Below are 17099 nucleotides of genomic sequence, written 5' to 3'. Positions count from 1 at the left end.
CTGGCCGAGGCGGGCCTCGAGGTCGCCGCCGGTTCGCGGTGGGCCGGGGTGACGGCCTGCGCCGGCCGGCCCGGGTGCGCGAAGTCGCTGGCCGACGTCCGGCACGACGCGGACGCGACGACCACGGCCGGCACGGGCCTGCCGGTGCACTGGGTCGGGTGCGAGCGCGGCTGCGGCAGCCCGGCCGGGCCGCACGTGCGGGTCGAGGCGACCGGATCGGGTTACCGGGTGCGGTCGCCGGGCGGATGTGAGTCCGCGGGAGTGGCCGAGGTGGGTGCGCTGATCGGCGCCGCGAGGAAGGGCTGAGATGGAATACGTGCGCGACGGCGCGGAGATCTACCGGCGGTCGTTCGCGACGATCCGGGCCGAGGCGGACCTGTCCGGGTTGCCGTCCGATGTGGCCCGGGTCGCGGTGCGGATGATCCACGCCTGCGGGATGGTCGACCTGGTCGACGACATCGGCTTCAGCGCGGGCGTGGTGACCGCCGCCCGCAAGGCGCTCCTCGGCGGCGCGCCGATCCTCTGCGACGCCGAGATGGTCGCCGCCGGGGTGACCCGCAGGCGGCTGCCCGCCGGCAACGCGGTGGTCTGCACGCTGCGCGACCCGGCGGTGCCGGCGCTCGCCGCCCGGATCGGCGACACCCGCAGCGCCGCCGCCCTCGACCTGTGGGGCGACCGCCTGGCCGGCGCGGTGGTCGCGATCGGCAACGCGCCGACGGCACTGTTCCGGCTGCTGCGGATGATCGAGGCGGGCGCGCCGCGGCCGGCGGCGGTGCTGGGCATCCCGGTCGGGTTCATCGGCGCGGCCGAGTCCAAGGACGCGCTGGCCGCCTCCGACCTGGAATTCCTGGTCGTTCGCGGGCGGCGCGGCGGCAGCGCGATCACGGCGGCGGCGGTCAACGCCCTCGCCTCGGAGGAGGAGTAGGCATGGCGGGTCGGCTGTTCGGGGTCGGGCTCGGTCCGGGCGACCCGGAGCTGGTGACCGTCAAGGCGGCCCGGCTGATCGGCGCGGCGGACGTGATCGCCTACCACTCGGCGCGGCACGGGCGCAGCAACGCCCGCGCCATCGCGGAACGCTACCTGCGCGAGGGCCAGCTCGAGGAACCGCTGATCTACCCGGTCACCACCGGGACGACCGACCATCCGGGCGGCTACCAGGGCGCGATTGACGAGTTCTACGCGCAGAGCGCGGAGCGCCTCGCCGCGCACCTGGACGCGGGCCGCGATGTGGTCGTGCTCGCCGAGGGTGATCCGTTCTTCTACGGCTCCTACCTGCACATGCACAAGCGGCTCGCGGACCGCTACGAGGCGCAGGTCGTGCCCGGCGTGACGTCGGTGAGCGCGGCGTCGGCGGTGCTGGGCAGGCCGCTGATGGAGCGCGACGAGACCCTGACCGTGCTGCCCGGCACCCTGCCGCCGGCCGAGCTCGCGGCGCGGCTGGCCGGCACCGACTCCGCGGCGATCATGAAGCTGGGCCGCACGTTCCCCGGCGTCCGGGACGCCCTGGAGCGGGCCGGCCGGCTCGACGACGCCTGGTATGTGGAGCGGGCGACCACCGACCGCGAACGGCACGGCCGGCTCGCGGACGTCGACCCGGCGACGGTCCCGTACTTCTCCCTGGCCCTCCTGCCGAGCCGGGCTGCGGCGAGCTTCGCCGAGACACCACCGCCGCCGGAACGCGACGGCCGGGTGACCGTGATCGGGCTGGGCCCGGGCGGTCCCGACTGGCTCACCCCGCAGGCGCGGTCCGCGCTGGCCACGGCGGACGACATCGTCGGCTACGGCCCCTACGTTGACCGGGTCCCGGCGAACCCGCGCCAGCGCCGGCACCCCTCGGACAACCGGGTCGAGGCGGAACGGGCGGCGTTCGCGCTGGACCTGGCGAAACGCGGCCACCGCGTCGCGGTGGTCTCCTCCGGCGACCCGGGCGTGTTCGCCATGGCGGCGGCGGTGCTGGAGGCCGCCGAGGATCCGCAGTGGAAGGACGTGCCGGTGCGGGTGGTGCCCGGGCTGACCGCGGCGCAGGCCGTGGCGAGCCGGGTCGGTGCGCCGCTGGGGCACGACTTCTGCGTCCTGTCGCTCTCCGACCGGCTCAAGCCCTGGGAGGTGATCGCGTCCCGGCTGACCGCGGCGGCGAGCGCCGACCTGGTGATCGCGATCTACAACCCGGCGTCGCGGAGCCGCAGGGAGCAGCTGGTGCGGGCCCGCGAGCTGCTGCTCGAGCGGCGCAGCCCGGACACGCCGGTCGCGGTGGGCCGCGACGTCGGCGGGCCGCAGGAGTCGGTGCGGGTGACCACGCTGGGCGAGCTGGATCCGGCCACGATCGACATGCGCTGCCTGCTCATCGTCGGCTCGAGCCAGACCCGGATGGCGACCCGCGGCGACGGCACTACCCAGATGTACACGCCCCGGCACTACCCCGCCTGAGCCAGTCGGCGGCGGCCTCGACCGTCGCCACCGCGGCGGCCGAGGCAGGCAGGGGCGGGCGGTCGACGACCACCACCGCAACGCCGCCCTCGCGGGCCGCGTCGAGTTTCGCCGTGCTCCCGCCGCTGTCCTTGGTCACCAAGACGTCGATGCGGTGCCGGGCCAGCAGGGCCCGCTCGCCCTCGACGGTGAACGGGCCCCGCGCCAGCAGCACCTCGAGACGCCTCGGCGCCGGCGGGGCCGGCGCCTCGACCGAGCGGGACAGGAACCAGCACGCGTCCACCCCGGCGAACGCGGCGATGCCCTGCCGCCCGGTGGTCAGCAGGACCCGCTCCCCCAGCGCCGGCAGCACCGCGGCGGCCTCGCCGAGGCTCGCCACCCGATGCCAGGCGTCGCCGGGCCGCTCGGTCCAGCCCGGCCGGCGCAGCACCAGCAGCGGCACCCCGGTCAACTCCGACGCGGCCGCCGCGTTGCCGGTGATCGTCGCCGCGAAGGGATGGGTGGCGTCCACCACCGCGTCGATCGCCTCCGCGCGCAGATAGGCCGCCAGCCCGGCGACGCCGCCGAACCCGCCGATCCGCACCGCGCCCACGGGCAGCGCCGGCGCCCGGGTCCGCCCGGCGAGCGAGCTGATCACCTCGAGGCCGGGCACCGCGGCGCACGCCGCGGCCAGCGCCCACCCCTCGGTCGTCCCACCGAGGACCAGAGCCCTCACGTCCGGCAGCGTTGCGTCGAGTAGAGGTGGCTGTCCGGAAAGGCCGAGGCGGTCAGCGCCGCGCCGACCACGATCACCGCGGTGCGCCGGATGCCGGCGGCGGTCACCTTCGCGGCGATGTCGGCCAGCGTGCCCCGGACGATCAGCTCGTCCTGCCGGCTGGCCCGCGCCACCACCGCCACCGGGCAGTCCGCGCCGTAGCTCGGCACCAGTTCGGCCACCACGGCGTCGATGCGCTGCACGGCCAGGTGCAGGACCATCGTCGACCGGCTCGCGCCCAGCGTCGCGAGATCCTCGCCGGGCGGCATCGCCGTGGCCCGCTCGGCGGTCCGGGTCAGGATCACCGTCTGCGCGACGCCGGGCACCGTGAACTCCCGGCCCAGCGCGGCGGCCGCGGCGGCGAAGGCGGGCACGCCCGGCGTCACGTCGTAGGCGATCCCGGCCGCGTCCAGCCGCCGCATCTGCTCGGCGACGGCGCTGAACACCGACGGGTCGCCGGAGTGCAGCCGCGCCACGTCCTGCCCGGCCTTCGCCGCGGCCACCATCTCGGTGAGGATCTCGTCCAGGTCCAGCCCGGCCGTGTCGACCAGCCGGGCGTCCGGCGGGCAGTAGGACAGCAGGTCGGCGGGGACGAGGCTGCCCGCGTACAGGCAGACCGGGGAGGACTCGATCAGCCGCTGCCCGCGTACCGTGATCAGGTCGGCCGCGCCCGGGCCGGCCCCGATGAAGTGCACGGTCATCGTTTGGTCACCGACCAGATGGTCACCGGCATCATCGCTCTCCATCCCGTGAAGCCGCCGACCGGCGATGCCCGGTTGACGGCGATCCGCGTCAGCTCGCCGCCCAGCCGGGCGTACCAGGCCGCCAGCACCGCCTCCGATTCCAGGGTCACCGCGTTGGCGACCAGCCGGCCGCCGGACGGCAGCGCGGCCAGGGCGGCCTCGACGACGCCGTCGCGCGTCAGGCCGCCGCCGATGAAGACCACGTCGGGCGCGGGCAGCCCGGCAAGTGCGCCGGGCGCGCGTCCCTCGACAACCCGAAGCTTCGGTACGCCCAGAGCGGCCGCGTTCCCCGCGATCCGTCCCGCCCGCCCGGCGGACGACTCGACGGCGATCGCCCGGCAGTCCCGGTGCGCGCGCATCCACTCGATCGCGATGCTGCCGGAGCCGGCGCCGATGTCCCAGAGCAGCTCGCCGGGCTGCGGGCCGAGCGTCGCCAGGGTGACCGCCCGGACCTCGCGCTTGGTGAGCTGCCCGTCGCTGTCGTAGGCGGAGTCGGGCAGGCCGGGCACCAGCGGCGCGGCGGGTCCGGTCGAGCAGGCGACTGCGACGACGTTCAGCGGGTCGAACCCGTCGGCGCCGAGCCTCTCCGCGGTGCCGGCGATCACCTCCTCGGCGGGGCCACCGAGCTGGGAGAGCACGGTCACGGTGCTGTCCGCGTACCCCCGGGAGGTGAGCAGGGCCGCGACGGCGGCCGGGGTCGCCGCACCCGCGCTGAGTATCAGGATCTTGCGGCCCGGGTGAATCAGCGGGTGCAGCTCCTCGACCGGCGCGGTGACCAGGCTCAACACGTCGACGTCCGAGAGCGGCCAGCCCAGCCTGGCGGCCGCGAGCGACACCGACGACGGGCTCGGGACGACCCGCACCGCCGCCGCGCCGAGAAGGCGGACCAGCGTGGCGCCGATGCCGTGGAACATCGGGTCGCCGCTGGCCAGGACCGCGATGCGCCGGCCCCGACGCGATTCGAGCAGGCCCGGCAGCGCGGGGACCAGCGGCGACGGCCACGGGACCCGGTCGGCCGGGACCTCCGCGGGCAGCAGGGCCAGCTGGCGCGGGCCTCCGAAGATCACCTCGGCGCCGGTCAGCGCCGCCGCGGCCGTACCCGTCAGGCCCGGCCATCCGTCGGCGCCGATGCCGACCACGGTGAGAAGGGCGGGGTCGTCGGTCACGCCGTGACGTTAGCCCGCCGGGTTCCGCGGCCCTTCCGCCATCCCCCATTCATCGATATCTTTCACTGCATGATGGGCTCCCTAGCAGTCCTCGCGGTCCTTGCCACGCTGCCCACAACACCCCCAGCGACGCACCAGGCCACCCTCGCCGCCGACGCCTCCTACCGGACGCTGAGCTCGGCCGTCCATCCGGACTGGATGCGGTCCCTGCCCGATTCGGTCAGCCTGTCCGCACTGTCCATCCCCGGCACGCACGACACGATGTCGATACACGGCGGCGCGCTGACCCGGACCCAGGAGGACTTCGGCGACAGCGGCGCGACGCTCGCCCGGCAACTCGACGCCGGCATCCGGATGATCGACATCCGGGCCCGGGTGAACGGCGGCAACACCCTCACGATCCACCACGGCGCCGTCTACCAGAACGCCAACTTCAGCGACGTCCTGAACGTGCTGCGCGACTTCCTCGCGGCCCACCCGGGCGAGACCGTCGTCATGCGGCTCAAGCAGGAGTGCACCGGCGAGATCGGATCGTGTACGGATGTGTCCGGGCAGAAGGCCTTTCCGGATATTTTCGACTCGTATGCCTCTTCACTCTTCTGGCAGCCGTCGGTGACCCGCGGCGCCGCGGCCGCGACGCCCACGCTGGGCGCGGTCCGGGGCAAGGTCGTGCTCGCCGTGCTGCACGGCGCCTTCGGCGGCCCGATCGAGCACTACGGCCTGGCCCAGTTCGAGCAGTGGCGCAACGGCTCCTCGACCTACGTACAGGACGAATACGCGGTGCCCAACGTCGGCGCCATCGCCACCAAGCGCGACCAGGTCAGACGCCACCTCGACGCCACGAGCGCCGGCGACCCCGCGAAGATCTACGTCAATTTCGGCAGCGGCGCCGGCATCTTCGCCCAGCCGCAGCAGGTGGCCGGCGGCGCGTGGGGCGTGCGGGGCGTCGACCCGTTTCTGCTGATCTACCTCAACGAGGGCCACGGGCTGGTCCGCACCGGGACGGTCCTGCTCGACTTTCCCGGCGGCGGCCTGATCGACAAGATCATCTCTTACAACTGACTTTTTCCTCTCAGGTTTGAGCCTTCACCCGCTGAACCGCGTAGTACCCGTCGACGGCCCGCCGAGAACCGGACCGTCACGTCGACCGCCGGGGGGCGGTGGACGCTGGACGACGACTGCTGAGCGGGTGAGGTCGATGGCGCGAGCGTACGGCGACACTGCCGGCCGACCAGGGCCGACGAGCTTCCAATCCTTCGATGACCTGCGCGAACCCGCGGGCGGTCAGACCCTCGCCCCCGAGCGCGAGTTCTGGCAACAGCCCGACCTGAACGAGGCCGTGCCCCGCGGCGACATCATCGTCGAGGAGCCTTCCGCCCCGACCGGATGGCAGGGCACCGGCCCGGCGATCGTCACCGACGACCGCCCGCCGGCCGAGGCCACCTCCGGTAACCGGCTGCTCACGGTCCTGCTTTTCTTCGCCGGGATGTCGACAAGCGTCGCGCTCTGGCTCTTCGACACCCAGGCCGGCGCGATCAACGACACCGCGACGCTGATGCTGGCGGTCGGCCGCATCACCGGGCTGGTCGGCGGCTACCTGCTCTTCATCCAACTGCTGATGATGAGCCGGGTCTCCTGGCTCGAGGAATGGGTCGGCGCCCGCGACCTGCTGCGCTGGCACCGCTGGCTGGGCACGTCGCTCGTGGTGACGGTGCTCGCACACATCGTCTTCATCGTCTACGGCTACGCGCTCACGGCCGAGGCCGGCGTCGTCGACCAGGCCTGGTCCATCATCACCACGCTGCCCGAGATGATCAGCGCCACCGTCGCCACCGGCCTGCTGGTGCTGATCAGCGTCATCTCGATCCGGGCGGCCCGCAGCAAACTGCCGTACGAGCTGTGGCACTTCATCCACCTCACCGCGTACCTGGTGCTGCTGCTCGGCTACGGCCACCAGGTCGCGGTCGGCGCGGACCTGTCCGGCCGCTTCGCCTCGGTCTTCTGGCCCGCCCTGAGCGCGCTGGTGATCGCCGCCCTGGTCTGGGGCCGACTGGTCGAGCCGCTCTGGCTGAACGTGCGGCACCGCTTCGAGGTGGCCGAGGTCGTCGCCGAGGGCACCAACACGTTCTCGATCTACATCGACGGCCGCAACCTCGACAAGCTGCCGGCCCAGGCGGGCCAGTTCATGCGCTGGCGGTTCCTGACTGCCAACGGCTGGTGGCAGTCGCACCCGTTCTCGCTCTCGGCCGCGCCGAACTCGCAGTGGCTGCGCCTGACCGTCACCGCGGTCGGCGGCCACACGGCGAAGCTGGCCGAGATGGAGCCGGGCACCCCGATCTGGGCCGAAGGCCCGTTCGGCACGTTCACCGCCCAGCGCCGCACCCGCCGCCGCGCCCTGCTGATCGCCGGCGGCAGCGGCATCGCGCCGATCCGCGCCCTGCTCGAGGACATGCCGCCGGACACCATCGTGATCTACCGCGCCAGCCGCCCCGACGAACTGGTCTTCCGCGAGGAACTGGAGGACCTGGCCGAGCGCCGCGACGCCTGGGTCCGCTACATCGTCGGGTCCCGCAACGACCCGGGCCCGCGCCGCCTCTTCACCGCGAACGGGCTGCTCGGGCTGGTGCCCGACGTCAACCGCCGCGACGTGTACCTGTGCGGGCCGCCCGGGCTGGTCGACGCCGCGGTGCAGACCCTGCGCGAACTGGACGTGCCAGACAGCCAGTTGCACCTCGACCCCTTCGAATTCTGATTTCCGGGAGTTTCCTCATGCGACGCAGTACCGCAGCAGCCATCGGGACGTTGACCGGCGCCGCCTTGATCGTCGGGGTCCGGCTGAGCGTGTCCGCACCCGTGGTTCCCGCGGCGGCGCCGCCCGCGGTCGACCTGACCAACACGGGCCAGGACGTGGAGACGCCGGACTCCCCCACGAAGTCGGGCACCCCCTCGAAGAAGGCACCGAAGAAGCCCGCCGGCGACGACAAGGAGGAGGCGGCGGGCGAGGCGGGTGGCGGCGGCCTCACCAACGGCGTCTTCAAGGGCTCCGCGGCGAAGAACCCCTACGGCACCATCCAGGTCTCGATCAAGGTCTCCGGCGGCAAGATCACCGCGGCGGACGCGACCTACCCGGTCACCGGCGACAGCGCGACGATCAACCCACCGGCGATCGCCTCGCTCAAGCAGGCCACGGTCAAGGCACAGAGCGCCGAAGTCGACGCGGTCTCCGGCGCGACCTTCACCTCGGAGTCATACGTGAAGTCGCTGCAGGCGGCGATCGACGCCGCCACCGCGTAAAGTCCTGCGCCATGCACCACGCCGAGCACGTCATGGGCACGGTCGTCAGCATCGACCTGGCCGACGACCTCCCCGACGCCGACCTGCGGGCGATGATCGACGACGTGTGCGGCTGGCTGCACGAGGTGGACCGCCGCTTCAGCACCTACCGCGACGACAGCGAGGTCAGCCGCCTGCGCCGCCGCGAGATCACCCCGGCGGAATACTCCCCGGACCTGCGCCACGTCCTCGAGGCGTGCGCCGACCTGTGGCGCGAGACCGACGGCTACTTCGACGCCTACGCGGCCGGCCCCCTGGACCCGTCGGGATACGTCAAGGGCTGGTCGGTGGAGGTCGCCTCGGCCCGCCTGGCCGAGGCGGGCTCGGTGAACCACTGCGTGAACGCGGGCGGTGACATCAGGGCCCGCGGAGTCTCCGGCAGCGGCTCGCCGTGGCGGGTCGGCATCCGGCACCCCTGGGAGGCGGACAAGCTGAGCTGGGTGCTCTCCCTGACCGACCAGGCGGTGGCGACCTCGGGCACCTACGAGCGCGGCGACCACGTCTTCAATCCGCGCACGGGCGGACCGGCCCGGGGCCTGCGCTCGGTGACCGTCGTGGGGCCCGACCTGGCACTCGCGGACGCCTATGCGACGGCGGCGCTGGCCATGGGCGAGGCTGGGATCGCCTGGCTCGCCAAGCTTGCCGCCGACGGCTACGACTCGGCGGTGGTGACGGACGACGGACGAGCCTTCAGCTCGACGGGCCTACCAGCCGCCGTCTGACCCCGATAGGGCCGGCCGACCGCCGCCCGCATCCCGCGCAGGACCGTCGCCCGTCGCCTGACCCACGGCGAAGGATCACCGGCCCAGCCCGCATCGCCCTCCGGACGACCGACCGCCGTCCGGCCGCGGCCGGACCGCCATCTGACGCCGGCCCAGCCCGAACCGCCTGCAAGACCACCGACCACCATCCGACCCCGGCAGGATCACCGCCCCAGCCGCGCCGCCCGCGAGACCACCGACCGGTGTCTGACCCCCGGCAGGATCACCGCCCCAGCCGCGCCGCCCGCGAGACCACCGACCGGTGTCTGGCCCACGGCGGGATCGCCGACCACCGTCTTACCCAGGGCAGGATCACCGGACCAGCCCCGTCGCCCGCGAGACCACCGACCGGCGTCTGACCCCCGGCAGGATCACCGGACCAGCCCCGCCACCCGCGAGACCACCGACCGGCGTCTGGCCCACGGCGGGATCGCCGACCACCGTCTGACCAGCGGCCGGCTCATGCCGCAGGTGATCAGAAGTCGGCGAACATGTAGGGCATCCGCCTCGGGAAGAGCGCGGTCAGCGGGCCGATCGCGGCCGCATCCACCTGGCCGAACCCTCTCGTCACCACCTCGACCGGGTCGAGCACCCCGTAGGCGAGTGCCGAGATGCCGGAGCAGGTGAGCGTGGCCGCCGGCTCGTCCTTGCACTGCTCCACAATGAGCCGCCCGCCCTCACCGGCCAGCCGGTAGCGCCCGCCGATGAACTCGTCGTCGGCCACCTCGACCGTCACCGCGCCCGTCGCCGACGTGGCGGTGCCGGTCAACGCCTCCATCGAGAGCAGGCGGGCCATCGGGCCGCCCCGGTTGGGGAACGCGACGCGCCCCTCGGTGAGCACCGCGAGGTCGGTCCCCCACAACTCGGGCACGTCGTCCGCGCCCACCTTCATGACGATCCGGGCGACCTGATCCACATGCCGGGCGAAGAACTGCAAAAGCAGCGCCCGGCCAAGCGGCCCGGTGACCAGCAGATCGTCCGCGACCAGATCTCCGCCGAAGTCGTCGATCCGGTAGGCCACGGCACCCACCACCTCACCGTCGACCCGGGCGATCGCCACCCAGCGCGCCGGCGACTCCCGGAACTCGGCGGTGCGCACCTCGTCGAACACCGAGAAGCCGTGCCGCTCGCCCAGCAGGCGCAGCGTCAGGGCGTCGAAGTCGTCGAAGCCCTCCCGCATGGCCAGGCGCTCGACCTCGCCCGGCAGATCGGCTCTCAGGAGACCCGAGAGGCCCTCCGGGGCGAACGTGGCGGTCCGGAAGCGCGGAAGACCCACGAAGCCAAAGCGGCCGTAGAACGACGGACGGAACGGGTAGAGGGCGCTCACCGTGCAACCCCGGTCGTGCATCTCGTGCAGAAGCCGGCCCACCAGCGCCCGGACGAAGCCACGACGACGCGCGGACGGATCGGTGGTGACGGACGCCACCCCGGCCATGTCGTGCACGACGTCACGCACGTTCTGCCGCATCGGGAAGGCCCCGACGCCCGCCAGGGTCCGCCCGCCCTCCTCGGCGATCAGGCTGACGGCCGTGCGGTAGTACTGCATTCGCTGGGCGTAGGTCTCCCGGTCGGCATCGGCACCGGGCGAGGGCCTGAACGCATAGGTCTGCAGCGGGAACATGGTGTCGGTGCGCTCGGTGGCGGCGATCTGTCGGATCTCCATGGGTCCATCCAACCCGGAACGCGGGCCGGGCGCTTGCCTGTTTCCTGACCTGTGGATGACCGGCCACGACGCGCCGGGGGACCCCCGGTTTGGCATCGGGGCGGGGCACCCGCTAATGTTTCATCCGTCGCCGGGGAACGCGCCGGAGAGACAAGCGGACGTAGCGCAGCTGGTAGCGCATCACCTTGCCAAGGTGAGGGTCGCGGGTTCGAATCCCGTCGTCCGCTCGGAGAGGCCGCCACAGGACACGTGCGGGGCCAGCTCGGTGGAGTGGCCGAGAGGCGAGGCAACGGCCTGCAAAGCCGTGTACACGGGTTCAAATCCCGTCTCCACCTCGGCAAAGATCGAGGGCGATTGGCGCAGCGGGAGCGCGCTTCCCTGACACGGAAGAGGTCACTGGTTCGATCCCAGTATCGCCCACCACGCAACACAGCAGAACGGGTTTCGCCCTTCGGGAGCGAAGCCCGTTTGTCGTGGGTGGGCAAGATCTGGAGAGGTTTTGGAGACGATCTTGACGGCTTCACCTCAATCACTCCCTTGCTGAATCAGAAGCCGATCGAGCGCCGCGACTGGGGAACGCTGGCTCAGCTGTCGGCGCTCGGCCAGGGCATTGTCCCAGACCTCGTGCCGGCTCCAACGCCGCCAGGCATCCTCGTTCTCGATCACCACCGCCCGTGCCAGAAGCGCCTCAAGTTCGTCCCTCGTACGCAGTCTGCTGAGCTTGGCCGCCGGTTCTTCGAGGGCTTCGACCGCATCGGCCTCGTCCTCGCGTGGTCCGCGCCGGCGTTTATCGGGCGTGGCTCCGCGTCGTCTTCAGTGCCATGGATCAACGCCGCGGCGACCAAGGCGACGATGTCGCCATCGACCGGATCTTCGCGCTGCTCGAACACGGGTGGAGGACCGTCAGCTCGACCGCGTGATGATCATCGGAGGGCGTGGTAGGGCCTGGGCGGGCACCGGAGCGGGCGAGCGATGTATTGACACACGTTGGGGTAAGGTTCTGCGGGTGAGTCATCCGCTGCGACCCAGTGATCCGCGCAGTCTGGGTGACTATCAGCTGCTCAGCCGGCTCGGCCAGGGCGGGATGGGCACGGTCTATCTGGGCCGCGGGCCTGATCAGCGGCTGGTCGCCGTCAAGGTGATCCGCCCGGAATATTCGGTGGAGGACGAGTTCCGGGCCCGCTTCCGCAGCGAGGTCAACCGCGCCCGGTCGGTGCCGCCGTTCTGCACCGCCGAGGTGCTTGATGCCGACCCGGACCACCCGACGCCGTACCTCGTGGTGGAGTATGTCGATGGTCCGAGCCTCTCCGAGGTGATCAACGAGCAGGGCCCGCTCGTGGCCGGCAACCTGCACAGCGTGGCGGTCGGCGTGGCCACCGCGCTCGCCGCCATCCACGGCGCCGGCGTGATCCATCGCGACCTGAAACCGCAGAACGTGCTCTTCTCGCTCGGCACGCCGAAGGTGATCGATTTTGGCATCGCCCGCGCTCTCGAGGTGACCAGCCAGCACACCCGTACCGACCAGATGGTGGGCACGGTCGCCTACATGGCGCCGGAGCGGTTCGACAGCGACTCCTCCCGCCCGGTGGGCCCGGCCGCGGACGTCTTCGCCTGGGGCGCCGTGGTCACTTATGCGGGGACCGGTCGCACGCCCTTTCGCGCCGACTCGGCCGCGGCGACCGCGGCTCGCATCCTGACCCAGCCGCCGGAGCTGTCCGGCCTCAACGGTGCGCTGCGCGAGCTGGTGGCGCGCACCCTGGCGAAAGACCCGCTCGACCGCCCGACCGCGCACGAGCTGCTCGACCTGCTGCTGGACACCGATCCCAAGGGCGACGGTGCGCTGGCCCGTCCGGAGCTGCGCCGGGCCGCCGGGGCGGCTCAGCAGACCGGCCGATTCCGCGCCGCGCAGCTACGACGCCGCCGGGTGGTCCGCACCGCGCGGGTGCTCGGCGCCGCGGCGGCGGTGCTGCTGGCAGCGGCCGGCATGCTGATCGGGACGCCGCCGGGACACCGGGTCCTGGGCGCAATCGGCGGCGCCATGGCGGCGGCCGGTAACGCCGAGGTGGACTACGCCGCCACCAGCAGCGCCGGTCCGGCGGCGTCTCCGGCGCCGTCGGTGTCGGCGTCAGCCCGCCGCGTGGTGCAGGGTCCGTCCCTGATCGACCGCCTGGACCGGGCCGGACAGTGGTCCGACACGCCCAGGGACCAGAACGGCAGCTGCACCTTCGCCGGCCGCCTGCTCGTGACGACGAAGCTGTCCGGCGTCTATCAGTGCACCGGGCCGAAAGACATCTTCGCCGGCAACCAGTCCATCGCGGTCGACGCCACGGTGGTCAGTTCGGGCGCGTGCGCGGTGATCTGGTTCCGCTACGTCGCCGATAGCGGATATCAGGTGTCCCTGTGCCGCGCCGACGTCCGGATCGGCCTGGACAACAACGGCGAGGTCACCGGGGAGACACGGACAAAGTCGACCGCGTTCCAGGCCGGGCGGCCGCGACGGGTCGGTATCGAGATCCACAACGACCTCGCGACGGTCACGGTCGACGGCCAGAAACTGCTCACCGGGGCGCTTACCGACCCGTCGCTCGCGGCAGGCCAGGTCATGCTCGGTGCCGTCGACGACGCGGACAACGGTGACTCACAGGCCGCCTTCGCCAACGCGGAGATCCATTCGCTATGACCGGCGCCTCATCCCGATCACACGTACGCCTCGGCAGTATCACGCCCAAGACATCGAGGATCTTCACCGTCGTTCTTGCCGCCGTCCTGCTGATCACGGCCGGCTGTGCCAACACGGGTCAGACTGGGCCGGCCGCAGCGCCCAGCGAGGCCGCGGCCGCACCGAGCAGCAAGCCGCCCGCGCCGGGGGCGACCTTCGCCGATCTCACTGCGGGCAGCAGGACCTCGGTGGTCAAGCTCTACTCCTACGACGCCACAGCGCACTCTGCCGTCGCGGAGCCGGTCATCTTTCTCGACGGTCCGGCGTTCTGCAAAGCCTTCAAACTCAAATCGAGCGACCCGCGCTGCCAACGGGATTGGGCGGACGAGGAGAGCCACCTCAAGGTCACTTTGCGGGTCAGCGCGAAGCCGAAACTGACCCAGTGGGACGACCACAAGGACGGTGACTGCACCGGCACGATCACCACGGGGGCGGTCTGTCCTGCCACGGAGGCCCAGTTCGCCACGTGGCTCAAGAACAACCCCGGCGGCTTCGCGGTCGTCACCCTGACCGACGGCACGGTCACCAAAATCGCCCAGATGTTCACACCCTGACCCTGCGGCACAGGGCTCGGGACTGCATCGGCGGGCTCACCTCCGTGTCAAACTTCGCTGACCAGTACAGACGAGGCCTTCGGCACCCACAGCGCCGGTCGTGGTCCGTGACTTGGCCGTACTGTCGAGTGAGGATCGTTCATGAATGAGGGCTTGCGGCAGCGCCCCGGGTGAGATGAGTGGTGGATCGGTATCGACGTAGCCGCAGGCACTGGGATGAGATCAGTGAGTGGCTCGACGCGAGCTACCGGCGCTCGGCCGGGGCGCTGCGCTCGACGCACAGTTCGAGTTAGGCGGCATGCCGCTCTTCGGCGACCGGTTCCGGTATGGCCGGGAGTCTGCCGCCGTCACGACGCCGGCTGGAGGGCACGTGCCGGCGCGGGTGCCGCCGTGGGCAGCAGGAATGACAGCCCGATCGCGAGGACGGAGACTCCGGTCGCGACCCAGAATGCGGCCGGGAACGTGCCGGCCTGCAGGACGACTGCCAAGATCGCGGTGCCGAACGAGCCGCCGACCTGCTGGGCGATCCGGGTGATCATGCTGGCCTGCGGGATCCGGTCGCGGTCCAGTCCGAGGTAGGCGACGGTCATCACCGGGATCAGCACGGCGCCCAGGCCCAGGCCGCGGACGAACAGCACGATCATTAGCCAGAGCGAACTGGTGTCCGCGTCGGCGAACGCGAACGGCAGGGTGCCCGCCGCGATCACCGCGAAGCCGGCGGCCGCCACCCAGCGGGCGCCGATCAGGTCGGTGAGCTTGCCGGCCTGGGTGCGCAGCGCGAGTGAGCCGACGCCCTGCGGGATGAGGAACAGGGCCGCGTTGAGCACGCTGAGCCCGCGGGACTCCTGCAGATAGAGCGGCAGCAGCAGCATCGCGCCGTAAAGTACCGCGCCGGTGAACGCGAACACGCTGGTGGAGGACGCGAGCGGACGGCCGGCGAGCAGCCGCAGGTTGATCACGGCGCGGTCGCCGAGGCGCAGCGCGTAACCGATGAACGCGCCGAGCAGGATGACGCCGGTGATCAGCGGGACGAGCACGTCGGGGCGGCCGAAGCCGCCCTTGGCCACGTTGGACAGGCCGAGCAGCACGCCGGCCAGCGCCGGGGCGAGCAGGAGCAGGCCGGTTACGTCCAGCCGGGTGCGGGTGCGGGTGGCCCGGTCGTCGGGCAGCACCAGCGCGGCGGTGACCAGGCCGGCGACGCATAGCGGCACGTTGACCAGGAACAGCCACGGCCAGGACAGGCTGTGCAGGATGACGCCGCCGAGGATCGGACCGAGGATCGGACCGAGCGAGATCGGCAGACTGACCATCGCGACCACCCGGCCCAGCGAGCGGCCGCCGGCCGCCTGCACCACCAGGGACTGCATCAGCGGGAGCATCAGCCCGCCGCCGAGCCCCTGGACCACCCGAAACGCGATGAGGCTGTGCGCGCTCCAGGCGAAGGCGCACAGCACCGAGCCGGCCATGAACAGGGTCAGCGCGAACAGCCACAGCCGCTTGCCGCCGAACCGCTGCTGCGCCCAGCCGACGAGCGGGACGGCGACGGCGAGCGCCAGCAGGTACGCGGTGCTCACCCACTGGATCTCGCCGACGCTCGCATGTAGATCGGCGGCCAGGTCACGCAGGGCGATCGCGACGATGGTGCTGTCGAGGATCGGGGCGAGGCCCCCGATGATCAGGGTCCAGGCCGTACGGGAAACGGATGACATCCTGGCTCCTTAAGATACGCCTCTGTTTCTTATCCCGACGGTAAAGCGAGGAGCTAAGATACGCAAGTGAGTCTTAACAAAACTCGTCGCCGCGGTGCAGAGCTCGAGGACGCGATCCTGGACGCGGCGTGGGAGCAACTGCGCGAGGGCGGGTATCCGCGCTTCACCATCGAGGCGGTCGCCGAGCGGGCCGGCACCAGCCGCCCGGTGCTCTACCGGCGGTGGCCCAGCCGCGGCGAGCTACTGGTGGCCACCATCCGGCACATCGGCGACCGGACCACGATCGAGGTGCCGGACACCGGCAATCTCCGCGACGACCTATACGCGCTGCTGGGCGACGTCAACCAGGCCCGAGGCGGGCTGATCGCCCTGATCAGCGCGCACCTGGGCAGCTATTTCGACGAGAGCGGCAGCACCCCCGCCGACCTGCGGGAGCAGTTCCTGGCCGGTCGGCCGGGCTCGATGCGGACAATCCTGGAACGCGCGGCGGCCCGCGGGGAGGTGCCGGCCGACCTGCCGCAGCGGGTGCAGACCGTGCCCTTTGACCTGTTCCGCGGCGAGGCCCTGCTCACCTTGCAACCGATCGGGCAGGAGAGCATCCGGCAGATCATCGACGAGGTGTTCCTGCCGCTGATCGCGGCCTACCAGGCGAAGGCCGACCACCCGAAGGCTTGACCGCGCGCATCTGCCCGGGGGGGTCGTGACTTTCTCCGAGGAGCCGGCGACACGGCGACCTATCCGAACGTGCTGCCGGACGTGGACCGCATCATCGCCGACGCCAACGCAGCCGTTAGGCGTCCTCGTAGCCCTCTTTGCGCAGCCCGGAACGGTAGGCAAGGTTCATCACGAGCCGTAACAACCGGGCCATCCCGGGGATCGTCCCGATGGCCTTCAGCAGGAACGCGGGTGGACCGCCGTCGGCTTTGGCCGAACCGGCGGCGAGGTGCTCTCCCACCAGTGCCAACAGGTCCGGCATCGTGCCACGGCCGAGGTGCCGCCGGGAGCGCGCCACGGCGGGCCACCATGGTTGGTAGTGACGGGCGGCGGTGAGACCGTGCCCGAAGGCGAGCGTGGCCGCTTTCACCCCGACTGCACCACGGTGAAGGGCGGCCGCACGCCCTCGGTGAGCTCCGCCGCCGCCTCGAGCGCCATCACCGCACGTTGCCGGCTACTGACCGGCGACCTGGCCGTGGAGTGCAGCGACCCCAGGGCGACCAGGTAGCCGGACCCTACCGCCGCATAACCCGAGATCGTGTGCCCGATCTGATAG

At 71.9% G+C, this 17099-nt stretch carries 16 protein-coding genes, 3 tRNA genes and 1 pseudogene; 14 read left to right on the top strand and 6 right to left on the bottom strand.

Features of this window, described 5'->3' with window-relative positions:
• The 3 genes and pseudogenes from AB0F10_RS24095 to AB0F10_RS24085 form a co-directional block, all read left to right on the top strand.
• Positions 1 to 306 (top strand): annotated as a pseudogene (locus AB0F10_RS24095) (precorrin-3B synthase); the annotation flags it as partial.
• A gap of 1 nt (position 307) precedes the next feature.
• The gene (locus tag AB0F10_RS24090; RefSeq protein WP_360629053.1) at positions 308 to 925 is read left to right on the top strand and encodes a precorrin-8X methylmutase; all 618 of its coding nucleotides are present in this window, start codon (positions 308 to 310) and stop codon (positions 923 to 925) included.
• 2 nt (positions 926 to 927) lie between these two features.
• Positions 928 to 2427, top strand: coding sequence for a precorrin-2 C(20)-methyltransferase (locus tag AB0F10_RS24085; RefSeq protein ID WP_360629050.1), 1500 nt, complete (start codon positions 928 to 930; stop codon positions 2425 to 2427).
• Here the strand turns inward: AB0F10_RS24085 and AB0F10_RS24080 are convergent.
• The 3 genes from AB0F10_RS24080 to cbiE are packed head-to-tail and all read right to left on the bottom strand — an operon-like array spanning position 2390 to position 5090.
• Positions 2390 to 3142 (bottom strand): cobalt-precorrin-6A reductase, encoded by a 753-nt coding sequence (locus AB0F10_RS24080; protein ID WP_360629048.1) that lies wholly within the window; start codon positions 3140 to 3142, stop codon positions 2390 to 2392. The two genes, AB0F10_RS24085 and AB0F10_RS24080, sit on opposite strands and share 38 nt — an antisense overlap.
• Entirely contained in the window at positions 3139 to 3882 is a 744-nt protein-coding gene (gene cobM, locus AB0F10_RS24075) for a precorrin-4 C(11)-methyltransferase (RefSeq protein ID WP_360629045.1), read from the bottom strand. The genes AB0F10_RS24080 and cobM overlap by 4 nt, the downstream gene beginning before the upstream one ends.
• Positions 3879 to 5090, bottom strand: a complete 1212-nt coding sequence (cbiE, locus tag AB0F10_RS24070; protein WP_360629042.1) for a precorrin-6y C5,15-methyltransferase (decarboxylating) subunit CbiE — start codon at positions 5088 to 5090, stop codon at positions 3879 to 3881. The genes cobM and cbiE overlap by 4 nt, the downstream gene beginning before the upstream one ends.
• Before the next feature lie 69 nt (positions 5091 to 5159).
• On the opposite strand from cbiE, the gene AB0F10_RS24065 reads away from it, so the two are divergent.
• From AB0F10_RS24065 to AB0F10_RS24050, 4 genes are all read left to right on the top strand, one after another.
• Positions 5160 to 6152, top strand: coding sequence for a phosphatidylinositol-specific phospholipase C (locus tag AB0F10_RS24065; RefSeq protein ID WP_360629039.1), 993 nt, complete (start codon positions 5160 to 5162; stop codon positions 6150 to 6152).
• A 136-nt stretch (positions 6153 to 6288) separates the two neighbouring features.
• The gene (locus AB0F10_RS24060) at positions 6289 to 7842 is read left to right on the top strand and encodes a ferric reductase-like transmembrane domain-containing protein (protein ID WP_360629036.1); all 1554 of its coding nucleotides are present in this window, start codon (positions 6289 to 6291) and stop codon (positions 7840 to 7842) included.
• 17 nt (positions 7843 to 7859) lie between these two features.
• The gene (locus AB0F10_RS24055) at positions 7860 to 8384 is read left to right on the top strand and encodes an FMN-binding protein (protein WP_360629034.1); all 525 of its coding nucleotides are present in this window, start codon (positions 7860 to 7862) and stop codon (positions 8382 to 8384) included.
• Between the two features lie 11 nt (positions 8385 to 8395).
• Complete coding sequence (locus tag AB0F10_RS24050) at positions 8396 to 9145, top strand: FAD:protein FMN transferase (protein ID WP_360629031.1); 750 nt, start codon at positions 8396 to 8398, stop codon at positions 9143 to 9145.
• Between the two features lie 514 nt (positions 9146 to 9659).
• Here AB0F10_RS24050 and AB0F10_RS24045 read toward each other — a convergent pair.
• Positions 9660 to 10847, bottom strand: coding sequence for a GNAT family N-acetyltransferase (locus AB0F10_RS24045; protein WP_360629028.1), 1188 nt, complete (start codon positions 10845 to 10847; stop codon positions 9660 to 9662).
• A gap of 154 nt (positions 10848 to 11001) precedes the next feature.
• Here AB0F10_RS24045 and AB0F10_RS24040 point away from each other — a divergent pair.
• The 6 genes from AB0F10_RS24040 to AB0F10_RS24015 all read left to right on the top strand — a co-directional run bounded on the left by AB0F10_RS24040 (position 11002) and on the right by AB0F10_RS24015 (position 14120).
• Positions 11002 to 11074, top strand: a tRNA-Gly gene (locus tag AB0F10_RS24040).
• Between the two features lie 37 nt (positions 11075 to 11111).
• A tRNA-Cys gene (locus AB0F10_RS24035) sits at positions 11112 to 11182 on the top strand.
• Between the two features lie 13 nt (positions 11183 to 11195).
• Positions 11196 to 11270 (top strand) — tRNA-Val (locus tag AB0F10_RS24030).
• 54 nt (positions 11271 to 11324) lie between these two features.
• On the top strand, positions 11325 to 11789 hold the full coding sequence (locus tag AB0F10_RS24025; protein WP_360629025.1) for a hypothetical protein: 465 nt from the start codon (positions 11325 to 11327) through the stop codon (positions 11787 to 11789).
• Positions 11740 to 13527: a serine/threonine-protein kinase gene (locus tag AB0F10_RS24020; protein ID WP_360629022.1), complete on the top strand. Its 1788-nt coding sequence runs from the start codon at positions 11740 to 11742 to the stop codon at positions 13525 to 13527. Before AB0F10_RS24025 ends, AB0F10_RS24020 begins: the two co-directional genes overlap by 50 nt.
• Positions 13528 to 13754: 227 nt before the next feature.
• The gene (locus tag AB0F10_RS24015) at positions 13755 to 14120 is read left to right on the top strand and encodes a hypothetical protein (protein WP_360629019.1); all 366 of its coding nucleotides are present in this window, start codon (positions 13755 to 13757) and stop codon (positions 14118 to 14120) included.
• A gap of 347 nt (positions 14121 to 14467) precedes the next feature.
• Here AB0F10_RS24015 and AB0F10_RS24010 read toward each other — a convergent pair whose 3' ends face one another.
• Positions 14468 to 15829, bottom strand: a complete 1362-nt coding sequence (locus tag AB0F10_RS24010) for a DHA2 family efflux MFS transporter permease subunit (protein WP_360629016.1) — start codon at positions 15827 to 15829, stop codon at positions 14468 to 14470.
• A gap of 66 nt (positions 15830 to 15895) precedes the next feature.
• On the opposite strand from AB0F10_RS24010, the gene AB0F10_RS24005 reads away from it, so the two are divergent.
• On the top strand, positions 15896 to 16504 hold the full coding sequence (locus AB0F10_RS24005; protein ID WP_360629013.1) for a TetR/AcrR family transcriptional regulator: 609 nt from the start codon (positions 15896 to 15898) through the stop codon (positions 16502 to 16504).
• A gap of 115 nt (positions 16505 to 16619) precedes the next feature.
• Here AB0F10_RS24005 and AB0F10_RS24000 read toward each other — a convergent pair whose 3' ends face one another.
• The gene (locus AB0F10_RS24000; RefSeq protein ID WP_360629010.1) at positions 16620 to 16913 is read right to left on the bottom strand and encodes a hypothetical protein; all 294 of its coding nucleotides are present in this window, start codon (positions 16911 to 16913) and stop codon (positions 16620 to 16622) included.
• Between the last annotated feature and the right edge of the window lie 186 nt (positions 16914 to 17099).

Source organism: Actinoplanes sp. NPDC026623, from assembly GCF_040638275.1.
Classification (GTDB): Bacteria; Actinomycetota; Actinomycetes; order Mycobacteriales; family Micromonosporaceae; genus Actinoplanes.
The sequence above is the reverse complement of the archived record's forward strand: the minus strand, read 5'-3'. Positions and strand labels throughout refer to the sequence as shown.